Origin of the sequence: Bacillus sp. FSL W8-0183 (genome assembly GCF_038006825.1) — a bacterium.
GTDB classification, from domain to species: Bacteria; Bacillota; Bacilli; order Bacillales; family Bacillaceae; genus Bacillus; species Bacillus altitudinis.
In genome coordinates this window covers 3,681,300-3,695,503 of the sequence record NZ_JBBOVY010000001.1, presented here as the reverse complement: position 1 = coordinate 3,695,503, position 14,204 = coordinate 3,681,300, and the positions used below count along the sequence as shown (strand labels likewise).

Sequence of the window (14,204 nt, the reverse complement as noted above, 5' to 3'; positions counted from 1 at the left end):
ACCTTTTGACTAGTACATTGCAAGGGGCATTGCCATATTTTAATCCTCTTTTTTTTAACCGATAAAGGTAGAAGAGAGTGGAAGGGAGCAAACAACGAGATGAAACGAATGATATCAGGCGCCTTATTGATTTTATTGATGACCGCCATTAGTTTTGGCTGTCAAGCGATGACGGAGGAGGCTGGTGCGAAGCAAGGTACTGCCTATTACGTCGCAGCAAATGGGAACGACAAACATCCAGGGACAAAGCAAAAGCCTTTCCGTACGCTGAAAAAAGCGGCAAGTATCGCGAAAGCTGGGACAACAGTTTATATGAGAGGCGGTACATACAAAGAGAGATTGATTGTCCGCCATTCTGGAACAAAGAAAGCACCAGTTGTTTTTCAAGCGTATGGAAAAGAGAAGCCTGTCATTAGCGGAGCATCTCTTAAAGGAAATCAAGCAGACGGTGGTCTTGTGAAGATTGATCAAAAAAGCTATATCACCCTGAAAGGTTTGACAGTCGGTCATATTAAAACGAATCAAGAAGATGTGACACCCATCGGTATATTCATCACAGGAAGCGGCAAAGGCGTAAAACTGCTTAACAACCGTGTGTACGACATTCAGACGACACATCAAAATGGGAATGCTCATGGCATTGCGGTCTATGGAACGAAAGCACCTGCAGCCATTGAAGACATCGAAATCAAAGGAAACACTGTGGAAAAGTTAAAGCTAGGTTTTAGTGAAGCCCTTGTGCTAAACGGAAACGTGAAAAAATTCCGCGTGACACATAATACAGTCCGGCATACGGACAATATCGGGATTGATTTAATTGGTTTTGAGAATGTCGCACCTTCTAAAAAGTATGATCAAGTGCGAAATGGTGTCGTATCTAGAAACAAAGTTTATGAGATTACGAGTGTTGGGAATCCAGCGTACGGCAAGGACATCTCCGCAGGAGGAATCTATGTGGATGGCGGGAAAGACATCGTGATTGATCATAACATCAGCCATCATAATGACCTTGGGATTGAGGTCACAAGTGAACATAAAGGGAAGATGGCCGAACGCATTCGCATTGAGCACAATCAAGTATATTTAAATCGTTATACAGGCATCTCCATTGGCGGCTATGACAAGAAGCGGGGTGGAACCACAAACACGACCATCTCCCATAACATTTTGTACAAAAATGACACAGCCGGCTTAGAAGGCGGTCAATTGCTCATGCAATATCAATCGGTGAACAATCGAATCACGAATAATATCATGACAGCCAGTGCTTCGCATTACTTAGTCGTGAATCTTTACGAAGTGAACAAGAAGAATACATTCCAAAAGAATGTCTACGATGACCGCAAAGGTGCAAAAGCCTCACAGTGGGTATGGCGCGGGAAATGGCTGGAAGGCTACAAAACGTATCGCTCGAAAAGCGGTCAAGATAAAGGATCAGCACACCTCAATCCCCAATTTGTGAATGAGAAAAAATATGATTTCCGTCTTAAGGCATCATCACCTGCTAAGAAAATCATCGGCAGTTAAACAAGGCATTCGGTGCAAATGATCATTTTAGAAATTTTCAAAAAAATCATTGACATTGATGAGACATCACATTAAAGTAAAGAAGACATTTCAACTAAAACAAATTTCATAACGGATCTCTTATCAAGAGAGGCAGAGGGACTGGCCCTATGACGCCCAGCAACCGTTTCTATTTAAGAAATTGGTGCTAATTCCTGCAAAGCTGTTACAGCTTTGACAGATAAGAGAGGAAGACTTCCCGATACATGTTTCATGCAACGGTGATCAAGCCTCTCTTTATCAAGAGAGGCTTTTTTTGATCTCTTTTTTTAGAATCAAAAGACTGGGTTCACAGGCATATTTCCACTTCTTTACCTAGTTTTCCGATGTGAAAAATAAAACAACTTGAGGAGGAACAGCAATGAAACGTAAATATTGGACATCATCTCTTGTATTATTGACGGTCCTGACCGTGCTATTATCTGGTTGCGGTACGGGATCAAGCGCAGGCTCAAAGGCTAATGCAAACGAAAAGGTCTCCTTTGACAATGTCCCGAAGCGATTTGCAAAAGGACAGGGAGCAAAAATTAAAGTGATCCGTAAAATTGGCGGGGACGATCATACTGCTCAGTTTTTAGCAGGAACGAAGGCAGAAGGTGAAGCGCTAGGCTTTACAGTAGATGTCTACACGGCAAATGGTGATACGGCGAAGTTTCATGATGCTATTTCTCAAGCACTAGAAGAAAACTATGATGGCTTTATCATCTCTCATGGGGATGATGAGGCGACAGTCGCTGATGTGAAGAAGATCACAGCGAAAGGCATTCCAGTTGTGGCGTTTGATTCAAATCCGAAGCTGAAGGACATCAAAGGGGTCACAGTGACGTCTCAAGATGACGAGCAATTAGCAGAAAAATCATTAGATGCACTCGTGGCTGATTTTAAAGGGAAAGCAAATATTGCGTATCTTTGGGTAGACGGATTCCCTCCAATGGTGAGACGAAACAAGGTGTACCAAGAAACGCTCAAACAGCATACAGGAATCAAGGAACTTGACCGATTTGGCGTTGCGGCCTCTGATACATCAGTTCAAACACAAAATGCGGTTGCGGCTATGCTAAATAAATATCCAAAGGGTAAACTGGATGCGATTTTTGCCACGTGGGATGCATTTGCGATTGGTGCCGCAAGAGCTTTAAAAGAAGCAGGAAGAACCGAAGTGAAAATATACGGTATTGATGTGTCTAATGCCGATCTGCAAGAAATGACTGCGAAAGACAGTCCTTGGAAGTACACTGCCGCTGTCGATCCGAAGCTCATTGGCGCAATCGACGTAAGGATTCTTGCGAAGAAACTAGCTGGCGAGAAAACGCCATCTTCCTATGACCTTGAGGCCTCTCTCATTTCACAAAAGCAGCTTCAGGATGCAGGAAAGGCCATCAATATGGTCAATCTTGCAGATGAAGTAAAAGGATTCGGATCATCGACTGCTTTTGAAGAAGACTGGATGAAGACCTTGAAGAAGCATTATGCAAAATAAACAACGTGCACTCTCTTTTCATAGAGGGTGTTTCGTTTTTCAATTGACGATCAGGAGAGAAGGAGGACACCTATGACAACGCCGCTTGTTCATATGAAAAACATTTCGATTGAATTCCCAGGAGTCAAAGCGTTAGAACAAGCAAATTTCACATTAAAAAAAGGCACAGTCCATGCCCTGATTGGGGCGAACGGTGCTGGGAAGTCAACGTTAATGAAAGTTCTCTCTGGTGCTCATTCACATTTTGAAGGAACCATCCACATCAATGGCGAGGCGGCGACCATTCATACACCGAAGGATGCGGCCTCATACGGTGTGCAGACCGTCCATCAAGAAGTGGATACAGCTCTAGTGCCTTATTTAAGTGTTGGCGAAAATATGATGATCCATGAAATGGAGAAAAAAACATTCGTCCGTTGGAAAGAGATTCACCGCAAGGCAGCACAGCTGTTACAAGAGATGGACATTGACATCTCAACGAAGCGTCTTGTGAGTGATCTGACACTGGCAGAAAAACAAATGGTGCTCATTGCCAAGGCTGTGTCGATCAAATGCAGCATTTTAATTTTAGATGAACCAACCGCTCCACTTAGTCATGCAGAAACAAGCAAGCTATTCTCAATGATTCATCAATTGAAAAAGAACGGCACAGGCATCATTTTTATTTCGCATCGCATGCCAGAGATTTTCAACATCTGTGATGAACTGACTGTGATGAAGAATGGAACCGATGTGGCGGCGCACCTCATTAAAGAAACTGATCCAAAGCAGGTCATTGAAGAAATGCTTGGCGCGCCATTAGAGGATCAATTCCCATCTCGTACAACGCTAGAGGATGCACCGATTGTGCTTGATGTGAAAGGGTTGCATGACCAGCATAAATTAAACATCATTCATCTTCATGTGAAAAAAGGAGAAATTCTCGGGATTGCAGGACTAGTCGGTGCTGGTAAAACAGAATTGTGCAAAGCCCTATTCGGCGCCTCAGAAAAAAAGTCAGGCACTGTGCAGCTGCATGGTCAAACCATTCATATCAAGTCGCCTCATCACGCTGTGAGAGCGGGTATTGCCCTTGTGCCTGAGGAACGGAGAAAAGAAGGGATTCTAACAGAAGAAACTGTTGGATGGAACGTAACAGCTGCAAGTCTACGTTCGTTTACACGGCCGTTCAGCTTTTTACATCGTTCTAAGGAACGGAAGGCAGCAGATGGAATCGTCAAGCGGCTTGGCGTCAAGACACCTTCTCTTGAAGCGAAGGTGAAGCATCTATCTGGTGGAAATCAGCAAAAGATTGCGATTGGAAAATGGCTGTTGGCTGAGGCGGATGTCTATCTCTTTGATGAACCAACCAAAGGTGTAGACGTTGGAGCCAAAAAGGACATTTTCTCCCTCATTGCAGAACTAGCTGCAAGAGGAAAAGCGGTTATTTATGCTTCAAGTGAGCTTTCAGAAATTGCAGGAATTGCCGACCGAGTATACGTCTTATATGATGGCAGCATTGCCCGGGAAATGACGGCACCAATGACTGAAGAAGAGCTTTTATATCATTCAACAGGAGGACAATCATGAGTGAACGACAAGTTTCAGCCCCAGTTCAACAAATCAAGAAACAGCGGCCATCCTTTCATCTGTTTGATTTCTTTTATCAATATGGCACCATCTTAACGATTGTCGTATTGATTGTTGTCTTTGCAGCAGCCAATCCGGCATTTTTACAGTCAGGAAATATCATCAATATTTTACGATCGATCTCGATTGTAACCATCATTGCGGTAGGGCTGACGATCTCCCTAGCAGTGAATGGCTTTGATTTATCTGTAGGCTCAGTTGCTACGTTATCAAATGCAATTGTGATCTCCATGTTTGTATGGTTCTCGCAAAATCCACTCATTGCGATCCTTTCTGCGCTGGCGGCTTCTCTTATTGTCGGTTTGCTGAATGCTTGGATGATTGTCAAAATGAAGATTCCAGATATGCTCATGACACTAGCCATGATGTTTATCATTCAAGGGCTGGCACAAACCTATACGAAAGGTGCGACCATTTCTGAAAATATGGTGCTGCCTGATGGCACTTTTTCAACTGGCACCATCCCTGCCTTTTTCAGCAAGATTGGGCAGGTCCCCTATATCATTTTGATTATGGCGGCCATTGTGCTTTTTGCCCATGTTTTTATGACTTACACAAAGCATGGGCGGTTGATGTATATCATTGGTGGAAATAAAGAAGCCGCTCGATTGTCTGGTATTCATGTGAACAAATACAAAATCGCAGCATATCTGTTGTCTGCTTTATTTGCGGCGATCGGTGGTATCGTGCTGGCATCAAGGGTGATGACAGCAGAAATTAACGCAGGAACGCCATATTTAATGGATGGGGTAGCTGCTGCTTTTATTGGGTTTTCAGTCATGGGAGCAGGTAAACCAAACGCATTCGGTACATTTATTGGTGCGGTGCTCATCGGTATTTTGCAAAATGGACTTGTGATGATGTCTGTCCCGTATTATGCAATGGATATCGTGAAAGGATCTGTGCTTGCACTGGCACTCGCGCTGACTTATTACAAACAGCGTGGCTAAGATGTATTTTTTTAAAACCATTTACGTCCTCTCTCCGTCTAGTAAACGGAAAGCAGTGTAACAGCTGTTTGCCAAAAGGAGATGACAAAAAGAATGAATATGTCAGCAACTCATGTAGAAGATTTGAAAAGTGTCATGGAAGACTGGAAAAATGAATTATTAGTATATAAATTTGCATTAGATGAAATGGATACAAAGTTTTCGATTATTAGTCAGGAATATAATTTAATCCATGGACACAACCCAATAGAGCATACAAAATCACGGATCAAATCCTTTGAAAGCATCGTGAATAAACTAGCGAGAAAAGGATGTGACATCACCACACAATGTGCCAAGGAGTACATACATGATATTGCTGGTGTCCGCATCATCTGTTCGTTTATTCAAGATATCTATAACATTATTGATGTTCTGAGGCAAAGAGAGGATTTAAAGATCCTTGAAGTGAAGGATTACATTCAGCATCCGAAACCAAATGGCTATCGAAGTCTTCATTTAATTGTTGAGATTCCTGTTTACTTAACGAATCGTGTGGAGCATGTGAAGGTTGAAATTCAGGTGCGGACCATTGCGATGGATTTCTGGGCGAGTCTCGAACATAAAATCTATTATAAACTGCAAAACGATGTTCCTCATCAGCTCACCGATGAACTAAAGGAAGCGGCAGATATCGCTCACTACTTAGATGAAAAAATGCAAAATATCAAACGAGAAATTGATTAACCAATCAAAAAGAGTAGCTGTTTTGAATGACAGCTACTCTTTTCAGTCTTATTAAGGGTTGGTGCCTCGATCTCTCTTTTGAATGATCGTACCGTCATCTTGCGATTGTGCATACGGGCTGCCTTTTTGTGTAGAAGTGCCAATCCAAACACCTGTGAACAAGAGCGCAAAAATCGCACTTGAGATCAGCCATTTTTTCATCATACATCACTCCATCTTCTTAACAAGTTTTGAATGACAATGCCTTGTTCTGAAAATAAATCGCTTCTTTCGGAAGACCATTTTCAGTTAAGTAGGCGGCTACATCCTGACAGATAGCCTCAAGATCAACAAGGAAATTCATAGATTCTAATTGATCACAATAAGAAATGATCTGCTCAATCATGTTGTCTGGCTGGAGCATCAATGTTTCTAAAATGGATAATTTAAGTGAAATGTTTCGTTGTTTTAAATTTTCTGCTTTTTGAAGTGAAAGCTGTACATAATAGTGGAACAAACCAGGCTTTTTCAGCTTAAACAGCGCTTTCGTGTAGGCATACAAGGCCAGTAAATAGCCGCCTGGAGAAGAAGTTTCGAATGCCTCAATCAATAAAGCCTTTTCTAGGAGCGGTACAGCTTCACTGTATTCATTTCTTAGACTTTTAATAAAGGCTGCATTGCAATACGCGTGACCAAGTAAATCTGGGTCCTCCATCTGTTCTAGTGAGTGAATCACCTGTTCAAACAAAGTTTCTGCCTCATCATATTTCGATTGATCCGCATAATTCAGAGCAAGCATCATTTGACAGCTGATTGATTTTTTCACATAACATGGATCTGCGTCGTAAATAGACGAAGCCTTTTTTAAGTGGTGGATGGAGAGAAGTGTGGATCTTATATTATAGTATAGACATCCTGTTTTATAATGGAATTCTGCCTTTTCAATGTCATCATGTACGAGATCTAATTTATCCTCGGCCAATTTCAAATGGTGAAATGCTGTATCGTGATTCCCTCTGCGCATTTCATACATGCCTTTAAAGAAATAGAAATAGTAGCTGAGCATATCATCTGTACGAATCGCATTTTCATCCACAAAAAGACTGTGATCTAACGAAGCTGTATCTTCGACTAAATCTTTGAAACGATATTCTAAAAGTTGATAGTAGAGTAAGACGTCTTGATTCTCTTCCATTCGATCAAATGCTTGAAGAATCTCTTCTTTTAGCTGTATTGCTTCTTGTATGTCTCTTTTTTTCATCAAGACATACCAGTCATTTAGCATATTTGCTACATCAACGGATGACAAAACACCTGTTTCTGCCAATTGGTATCCTCCTTTCTTCACCTATTCATTTCTGCTGATTCTTATTTGTCTGAATCATCTTTCCATATTAAGTATCTTCTTATATTTTAAGCGGTCTATCTCAATTTGTAAAACATGTTTTTTGATGTAAATTCAACCATTAGTGAAAAAATTAGGGAGTAACGATTGAATTGTATACGCTTACATTTTTTTAGGTAAAAAGAGGATATTGAAAAAAATATATCAGGATATCAATAGAGGAAGAGAGACAGTGAAAGAGGGTTTTTTCATAGGTGAGAAAGAAGTGGTATTTATAAAGGAGTGTTCGCGGTTTTTTGTGAGATTATATCACATGAATATTGTGAAACATGCTTCTTTCAGAATAAAATGAGTTATTCGCAAAAAAGTAAAATTTAAAGAGACTATCGATCTAGAATTGTATGGATCTTTGGTATTGATAAAAAATATCACACAGTATAGCTTTAGCGTGGTATAGTAAGATTGTTGTTGCGAATATTTAGACAAAACTGACAATTGGGGGTCGTGTTTTATGAAGAAATCGATGTTACTGATCATGGGACTAATTGTTGTGCTCGTCATGGCAGCCTGTGGTTCAAAATCAGACAGCGGTTCGGGAGAAGGCAAAGGCACATATAAAATCGGGATAGATGTAACATATCCGCCATTTGAATTTGAAAAAGGCGGCAAAACGGTGGGAATAGACGTTGATTTAATTAACGCCATTGCGAAAGACCAAGACTTCAAAGTGAAGCTTGAAGCAATGGATTTCTCAGGGATTATTCCAGCGATGCAAGCAGGTCAGCTTGATGTTGGAATGGGTGGTATGAGTATTACAGATGAGCGTAAAAAGAAAGTGGATTTCTCAGATCCATACTTCGACGCTGGTCTGACAGTTGTTGTGAAAAAGGACAGCAGCATCAAATCAATTGATGATTTAAAGGGGAAAAAGCTAGCTGTTAAAAATGGGACAACAGGTGCAAAATTTGCAACAGATAACGCAGACAAATATGGGTATGAAGTAGTTCAATTCAATGACAGTCCATCTATGTTCCAAGAAGTATCTAACGGAAATGCAGATGCTTTAATTGAGGATTACCCTGTCATTACGTATGCGATCGCACAGCAAGACTTGAAATTGAAAACAGTTGGAGATCGCTTGAATGGAGACCAATACGGGATCTCAGTGATGAAGGGGAAAAACCAGGACTTATTGAAGAAAATCAATAAAGGGCTGGAAAACCTAAAGAAAAACGGTGAATATGACAAAATTATTGAGAAATATTTGAAGTCATAACACAAGCGAGGCGCGCTCAGAGCGCGCTTTCTTTATGTGTCAACCGTATGTGAATTAGGGAGGGAAAAACATGGATACGATTGTTAATGCATTTCCGTATTTAATGGAGGGTTTGCAAACCACTTTATATATCTTTGTTGTTGCTATCATTTTAGGTTTTATCATCGGGTTAATTGTGGCGCTATTCCGCCTGTCACCATTTAAAATCTTGAACTTTATTTCACTCGTTTTTGTCAATGCCATTCGAGGTACGCCATTTATCGTACAGCTATTCTTCATTTATTTTGGGCTAAATACACTTGAATTCATTTCACTTGACCGAGTGCCGGCAGGGATTATTACAGTAGCGATTAACGCAGGAGCTTATTTCTCAGAAATTATTCGTGCAGGGATTCAGTCCATCGATAAAGGACAAACTGAAGCCGCACGCTCTTTAGGATTCACAGGTGGACAAAACATGCGCTTTATCGTCCTTCCACAGGCATTTCGCCGTATGCTTCCAGCCATTACTAACCAAGCCATCATCAGTTTGAAGGACACCTCTCTTTTATCGATTATCGGTATTGCTGATATCATGCAGCGGGGACAAGTTCAAGCATCGGCTACCTTTGATCCTTTGAATGTCTGGCTCATTGTCGGTGTCATTTATTTCGTGATCATTTATTTACTTTCTCTACTGGCTAGCTACGCAGAAAGGAGATTTGATGTGAAATGAGTATGATTACGGTGAAAAACTTAAAGAAATCCTTTGGTGATAACGAAGTCTTAAAGGATATTAATGCAGTCATCGAGGAAAAAGAGGTTGTATGTGTCATTGGTCCTTCAGGATCAGGGAAAAGCACATTTCTAAGATGTCTCAATAAATTAGAGGATATTACGGCTGGGGAAGTTGTTGTCCACGGACATACGATTACAGACCCAAAAGTGAATATCAATAAAGTACGACAAGAAGTTGGCATGGTGTTTCAGCACTTTAATTTATTTCCTCATAAAACCGTGTTAGAAAATATCACGATCGCACCGGTGAAAGTAAAAGGGATGGAGAAGAAAGCGGCAGTCGATAAAGCATTAGACTTGCTTGAAAAGGTCGGCTTGAAAGACAAGGCCAAAAGTTACCCTAACCAATTATCTGGTGGACAAAAACAGCGTGTTGCCATTGCAAGAGCCTTGGCGATGGACCCGAAAGTGCTCTTATTCGATGAGCCGACATCTGCTCTTGACCCTGAGGTCGTTGGGGATGTTTTAGCTGTTATGAAACAATTAGCAGTCGAAGGAATGACGATGATTGTCGTCACACATGAAATGGGCTTTGCAAGAGAAGTAGGAGACCGCGTGATCTTTATGGATGGTGGATATATCGTCGAAGAAGACAAACCAGAAGCACTCTTTGGAAACCCACAGCACGAGCGTACCAAATTGTTTCTTAGTAAGGTGCTATAAAAAAAGAGTAAGAGCAGGTATGCTCTTACTCTTTTTCTTTTGTGACGAAATAAAGACATGTGATGAGAATGAACAGACCGATGCTTACACTGCCTACAATGACGCGTTGTTCGAGCAATAAATTAAGAAGTGCAATGATGGCAAGGAATATGACACCGATAATAGGGAGTATCCGTCTAATGTGCATTTTCATAAATGTTAAAAACCTCCAATTATGTTATATTATATGATACATACATTTTATTATCATATTGAATAAGGCAAAAGGAGTGTTTTCAAAAAAAATGAGGAAGTTTGTTATTTTAACCTTAATTTTTTCTTTGTGCAGCTGTATGTTTAATAGTGAAGTGAAAGCTTCAGTAGAGCTAAGCTCTGATGTGGAAGGGTTTCATTCGGTAAAAGCAATCTTGCAAGCAATTGAAGAAATACCTGAGTATATAATAGATGAGGGTTCAGTAAAAACTGCTAGATGGATAGAAGAGAATTCGGGATTAAAAACGACCATCCAAGGTGAGAGGCTTTTATTCGATCTTAATGAGAAGAAAGAGATAAGTATTAAAAACATAAATATTCCTGCATGTGTCGGTGCAATAGGAGTCGCCATTATTTCTAATGGTATACCGATTTCAAAGATTTTAAAACTAAAGAAAGCGATTGGGATGTTTGGTGGGACGATAAAACTGGTAGAATCCATTAAATATTTTTATGATCAATATAGAAAACAAGGTAACTCAAGAAAAGTGGCTTTAAAAAAAGCGAGCCAAAAAGTTTCCAACCAGGTGGATAAAAACCTAAGGCCGGCACTCTTAGATTTTTTCAATATTTCAGCTGTTATAGGTGCGTGTACTTAAAAATAGATAGGGCAAAAACCAAAAATGTTTTTGCCTATCAAATGTTTTTAACGAGCCTCCATGCATTTCCTAGGAAATATTATCGTTGGAAGAACTCAATCCACTCTTGGTCTGGCCCTCGGAAAAAGAAGTAGCAATAGCCATTAGGTAATGTTGTGATTTCTTCATCTATTAGCTCAATTTGCAGCTTTTGAATACGGTTGAATTCAGCGTGAATATTATCTGTTGTGAAGGCGAGGTGGTGGACCTTTCCTTCAGATGGAAGGTCACTGCTATACCCTTGAATGAGTTCAATTTCCGTTTCCGCTTCGTCTTTAAAGCCAAGAAAGGCAAGTTCAATGACTCCGTTTGTATGAGTGATGCGATCCTTTAATTTCATGCCCACCACTTTTTCATAAAAATCAATGGACTGATCAATATTTGTCACCATAATCCCTGTATGATCTAAGCGTAATGTTGTCAAAAAAGAGCCTCCTCTATGTCGAATTGATATTTTTCTCCTCATCTTATCATAATAGAAGTAACGTATACATTCATATGGTAGGATAGAGAGAGTCAATTTAGGATAAGGATGACACAAATGAAAAAAATCTCATTAAAACAAACATTTGCAGAACAAGTGAAAAAGGGATATCCGCTTATTTCAAAAGATGCTGTGTCGCGTGTGAACGGTGTTCAGGAAGGCGAGCTCATTGAATGGGTAGATGAAAGAGGCTCTTTTTTAGGGAAAGGATATTATGGTGTGCAAAATAAAGGCATCGGTTGGGTGCTTTCCTTTGACGCTAACGAAAAAATAGATCAGGCCTTTTTTGTTTCTAAACTTGAACAGGCATCCAAAAGCAGAACGCATCTATTTCGTGATGCACAGACGACGGCTTTCCGTGTGTTCAATGGGGAAGGGGATGGAATTGGTGGAATCACGATTGATTATTATGATGGATTCTATCTCATCCAATGGTATAGCGAAGGTGTTTATACATTAAAAGAAGATGTATTGGCTGCGATTGAGCAGGTGTACCCTGACTATAAAGGCATTTATGAAAAGAAGCGATTTGATACGTCTGGACAATATATCGAAGATGACGATTTTGTAAAAGGGGAGAAAGGTGAATTTCCTCTTATCGTCAAAGAAAATGGGATGAACGTGGCGGTTTATCTAAATGATGGTGCGATGACAGGTATTTTCCTTGATCAGCGTCATGTGCGAAAAGCAATTCGAGATCGCTATGCAAAAGGAAAGACCGTCCTTAATACGTTCTCTTATACCGGCGCTTTCTCTGTAGCAGCAGCGCTTGGCGGGGCAAGCCGTACGACAAGTGTAGATGTTGCAAACCGCAGTTTGAAAAAAACATCTGAGCAGTTTGAAGTGAATGGCATTGATGTAGACGGGCAGGATATCAAAGTCATGGATGTCTTTAAATATTTCCCGTTTGCAGCGAAAAAAGGCTGGAGCTATGATGTCGTGATTTTGGACCCACCTTCCTTTGCACGAACGAAGAAACACACATTCAGTGCAGCGAAGGATTATAAGAAACTATTAAAAGAAGCCATCCAGATCACAGCTGAGAACGGCGTCATTGTGGCGTCAACCAATAGCAGTGCATTTGGGATGAAAAAGTTTAAGGGATTTATTGCACAGGCCTTTAAAGAATCTGGGAAAACGTATCGTATTCTTGAGGAATATACACTTCCTGAGGACTTCCGTACAACGAAAAATTATCCTGAGGGGAACTATTTAAAGGTTGTCTTCATCCAAGCATAAGAAAAAGCCATTTTCCGATAAGGGGAAATGGCTTTTTCTATAAGGCAAACGACATCAGGATAGGCGCTGCACATAATGTAATAATGGCCGAAATGATCATGGACACACTTGAGATCGTGCCTGAGACCGAGCTCAGTTCAAAGGCCTTCGATGTGCCTGCACCATGTGCTCCTGTACCAAGCAGAACGCCCATTGCAATGTCATTATCAATACGGAAATAACGGATAACCAATGGCCCAATGATTGAGCCAAATAATGCTGTTAAAATGACGAAGACAGCCGTAACGGACGGCATCCCGCCAATCATTTCAGACACACTCATCGCAACGGGTGTTGTGACGGATCTTGGGACGAGGCTCTCGATCAGACTCGTGTCCAAATGAAACAATTTGGCGATAAACGCTGTTGATAAAATCGCAACGATAGAACCGCAAGCCACATTCAAAATAATTTCTACTGCATGCTTCTTCAGAATGTGAAAATACTTATATAAAGGAATGGCAAATGCCACAGTCGCAGGTTGAAGCATATTTGTCAGCCATTTTCCGCCTTGATTGTAAGCATCGTAAGGAATGTTCACGATTAACAGCAAGACCACAAGAACAACCGGTGTCACAAGTAAAGGGGAGACATAGACTTTCGGATGACGTTTATAAACCGCTTTTGATCCGAGATAGATCAGAATGGTTAGGATCAAGAATAGTCCGCCAACTAACATAGCTTTTTTCGCTCCTTTCTTTTCGCAATCATCTGCGTCATCATGCCAGTCGAGAGCATGACCACAAAGGTACTAAGTAAAACCACAAGGACAATACTTGTGCCAGATTGAGAAAGTAATGTGCCGTAATCAATCACACCTACTGCTGAAGGGATAAAGAAGAGCAGCAGTTCTCCGAGCAACCATACGGCGCCAAGTTCAATCCATTTTAATTTAATGATGTTAAAATGAAGTAATAAGAAAATGACAAGAATGCCTAAGATCGTGCCCGGAATTCTTAAATGCAAAAAGGCCGCCAGCACATTCATCAATTTCGCAAAAGCAAATAAAGCCATAATCTGAAGGGTAGTAATCAGCGACGTTTTGAGCAATTGCACTTTCTGTTCACTCCTTTTTCTATATAAATTGTTCACTGTTTCACAAAAACAACACAACGTTCTAATCGGTGAGCTTACTTTAAAGTGTACAGCACGTTCTATTAT

At 40.7% G+C, this 14,204-nt stretch carries 16 protein-coding genes and 1 riboswitch; of the genes, 10 read left to right on the top strand and 6 right to left on the bottom strand.

The annotated features are described in order from the left end of the window. Positions 1–99 precede the first annotated feature (99 nt). The 5 genes from NSQ64_RS19515 to NSQ64_RS19495 all read left to right on the top strand — a co-directional run bounded on the left by NSQ64_RS19515 (position 100) and on the right by NSQ64_RS19495 (position 6,351). Positions 100–1,527: a DUF1565 domain-containing protein gene (locus tag NSQ64_RS19515; RefSeq protein WP_160757830.1), complete on the top strand. Its 1,428-nt coding sequence runs from the start codon at positions 100–102 to the stop codon at positions 1,525–1,527. A gap of 117 nt (positions 1,528–1,644) precedes the next feature. After that, positions 1,645–1,754, top strand: a riboswitch (SAM riboswitch). A gap of 173 nt (positions 1,755–1,927) precedes the next feature. Next, on the top strand, positions 1,928–3,046 hold the full coding sequence (locus NSQ64_RS19510; protein ID WP_144667562.1) for a sugar ABC transporter substrate-binding protein: 1,119 nt from the start codon (positions 1,928–1,930) through the stop codon (positions 3,044–3,046). Between the two features lie 72 nt (positions 3,047–3,118). Further along, entirely contained in the window at positions 3,119–4,615 is a 1,497-nt protein-coding gene (locus NSQ64_RS19505) for a sugar ABC transporter ATP-binding protein (protein WP_341017916.1), read from the top strand. Next, on the top strand, positions 4,612–5,625 hold the full coding sequence (locus tag NSQ64_RS19500; protein WP_017368303.1) for an ABC transporter permease: 1,014 nt from the start codon (positions 4,612–4,614) through the stop codon (positions 5,623–5,625). Before NSQ64_RS19505 ends, NSQ64_RS19500 begins: the two co-directional genes overlap by 4 nt. A gap of 93 nt (positions 5,626–5,718) precedes the next feature. Then, on the top strand, positions 5,719–6,351 hold the full coding sequence (locus tag NSQ64_RS19495; protein WP_007497867.1) for a GTP pyrophosphokinase: 633 nt from the start codon (positions 5,719–5,721) through the stop codon (positions 6,349–6,351). Positions 6,352–6,402: 51 nt separating this feature from the next. Here the strand turns inward: NSQ64_RS19495 and NSQ64_RS19490 are convergent, their stop codons facing one another. Then, positions 6,403–6,552 carry a hypothetical protein gene (locus NSQ64_RS19490; protein WP_341017914.1) on the bottom strand — a complete coding sequence of 50 codons (150 nt, stop codon included), beginning with the start codon at positions 6,550–6,552 and terminating at the stop codon, positions 6,403–6,405. 19 nt (positions 6,553–6,571) lie between these two features. Continuing rightward, on the bottom strand, positions 6,572–7,657 hold the full coding sequence (locus NSQ64_RS19485; RefSeq protein WP_341017911.1) for a Rap family tetratricopeptide repeat protein: 1,086 nt from the start codon (positions 7,655–7,657) through the stop codon (positions 6,572–6,574). A 529-nt stretch (positions 7,658–8,186) separates the two neighbouring features. Here NSQ64_RS19485 and NSQ64_RS19480 point away from each other — a divergent pair. The 3 genes from NSQ64_RS19480 (at position 8,187) to NSQ64_RS19470 (ending at position 10,391) form a co-directional block, all read left to right on the top strand. Continuing rightward, on the top strand, positions 8,187–8,951 hold the full coding sequence (locus NSQ64_RS19480; protein WP_007497862.1) for a transporter substrate-binding domain-containing protein: 765 nt from the start codon (positions 8,187–8,189) through the stop codon (positions 8,949–8,951). A gap of 70 nt (positions 8,952–9,021) precedes the next feature. Next, the gene (locus NSQ64_RS19475; protein WP_024719504.1) at positions 9,022–9,666 is read left to right on the top strand and encodes an amino acid ABC transporter permease; all 645 of its coding nucleotides are present in this window, start codon (positions 9,022–9,024) and stop codon (positions 9,664–9,666) included. After that, positions 9,663–10,391, top strand: a complete 729-nt coding sequence (locus NSQ64_RS19470) for an amino acid ABC transporter ATP-binding protein (RefSeq protein WP_007497858.1) — start codon at positions 9,663–9,665, stop codon at positions 10,389–10,391. The genes NSQ64_RS19475 and NSQ64_RS19470 overlap by 4 nt, the downstream gene beginning before the upstream one ends. Before the next feature lie 25 nt (positions 10,392–10,416). Here NSQ64_RS19470 and NSQ64_RS19465 read toward each other — a convergent pair whose 3' ends face one another. Beyond that, positions 10,417–10,584, bottom strand: coding sequence for a hypothetical protein (locus NSQ64_RS19465; protein ID WP_157957368.1), 168 nt, complete (start codon positions 10,582–10,584; stop codon positions 10,417–10,419). Positions 10,585–10,675: 91 nt separating this feature from the next. On the opposite strand from NSQ64_RS19465, the gene NSQ64_RS19460 reads away from it, so the two are divergent. Continuing rightward, the gene (locus NSQ64_RS19460; RefSeq protein ID WP_268381992.1) at positions 10,676–11,242 is read left to right on the top strand and encodes a hypothetical protein; all 567 of its coding nucleotides are present in this window, start codon (positions 10,676–10,678) and stop codon (positions 11,240–11,242) included. A 79-nt stretch (positions 11,243–11,321) separates the two neighbouring features. Here the strand turns inward: NSQ64_RS19460 and NSQ64_RS19455 are convergent, their stop codons facing one another. Continuing rightward, positions 11,322–11,705, bottom strand: coding sequence for a VOC family protein (locus tag NSQ64_RS19455; RefSeq protein WP_008345541.1), 384 nt, complete (start codon positions 11,703–11,705; stop codon positions 11,322–11,324). A 117-nt stretch (positions 11,706–11,822) separates the two neighbouring features. On the opposite strand from NSQ64_RS19455, the gene NSQ64_RS19450 reads away from it, so the two are divergent. Further along, the gene (locus NSQ64_RS19450; protein WP_019743483.1) at positions 11,823–13,004 is read left to right on the top strand and encodes a class I SAM-dependent rRNA methyltransferase; all 1,182 of its coding nucleotides are present in this window, start codon (positions 11,823–11,825) and stop codon (positions 13,002–13,004) included. A 37-nt stretch (positions 13,005–13,041) separates the two neighbouring features. On the opposite strand, the gene NSQ64_RS19445 is transcribed toward NSQ64_RS19450, so the two are convergent. Next, complete coding sequence (locus NSQ64_RS19445) at positions 13,042–13,722, bottom strand: CidB/LrgB family autolysis modulator (RefSeq protein WP_007497850.1); 681 nt, start codon at positions 13,720–13,722, stop codon at positions 13,042–13,044. Continuing rightward, complete coding sequence (locus NSQ64_RS19440) at positions 13,716–14,099, bottom strand: CidA/LrgA family holin-like protein (protein ID WP_268381990.1); 384 nt, start codon at positions 14,097–14,099, stop codon at positions 13,716–13,718. The genes NSQ64_RS19445 and NSQ64_RS19440 overlap by 7 nt, the downstream gene beginning before the upstream one ends. Positions 14,100–14,204 lie beyond the last annotated feature (105 nt).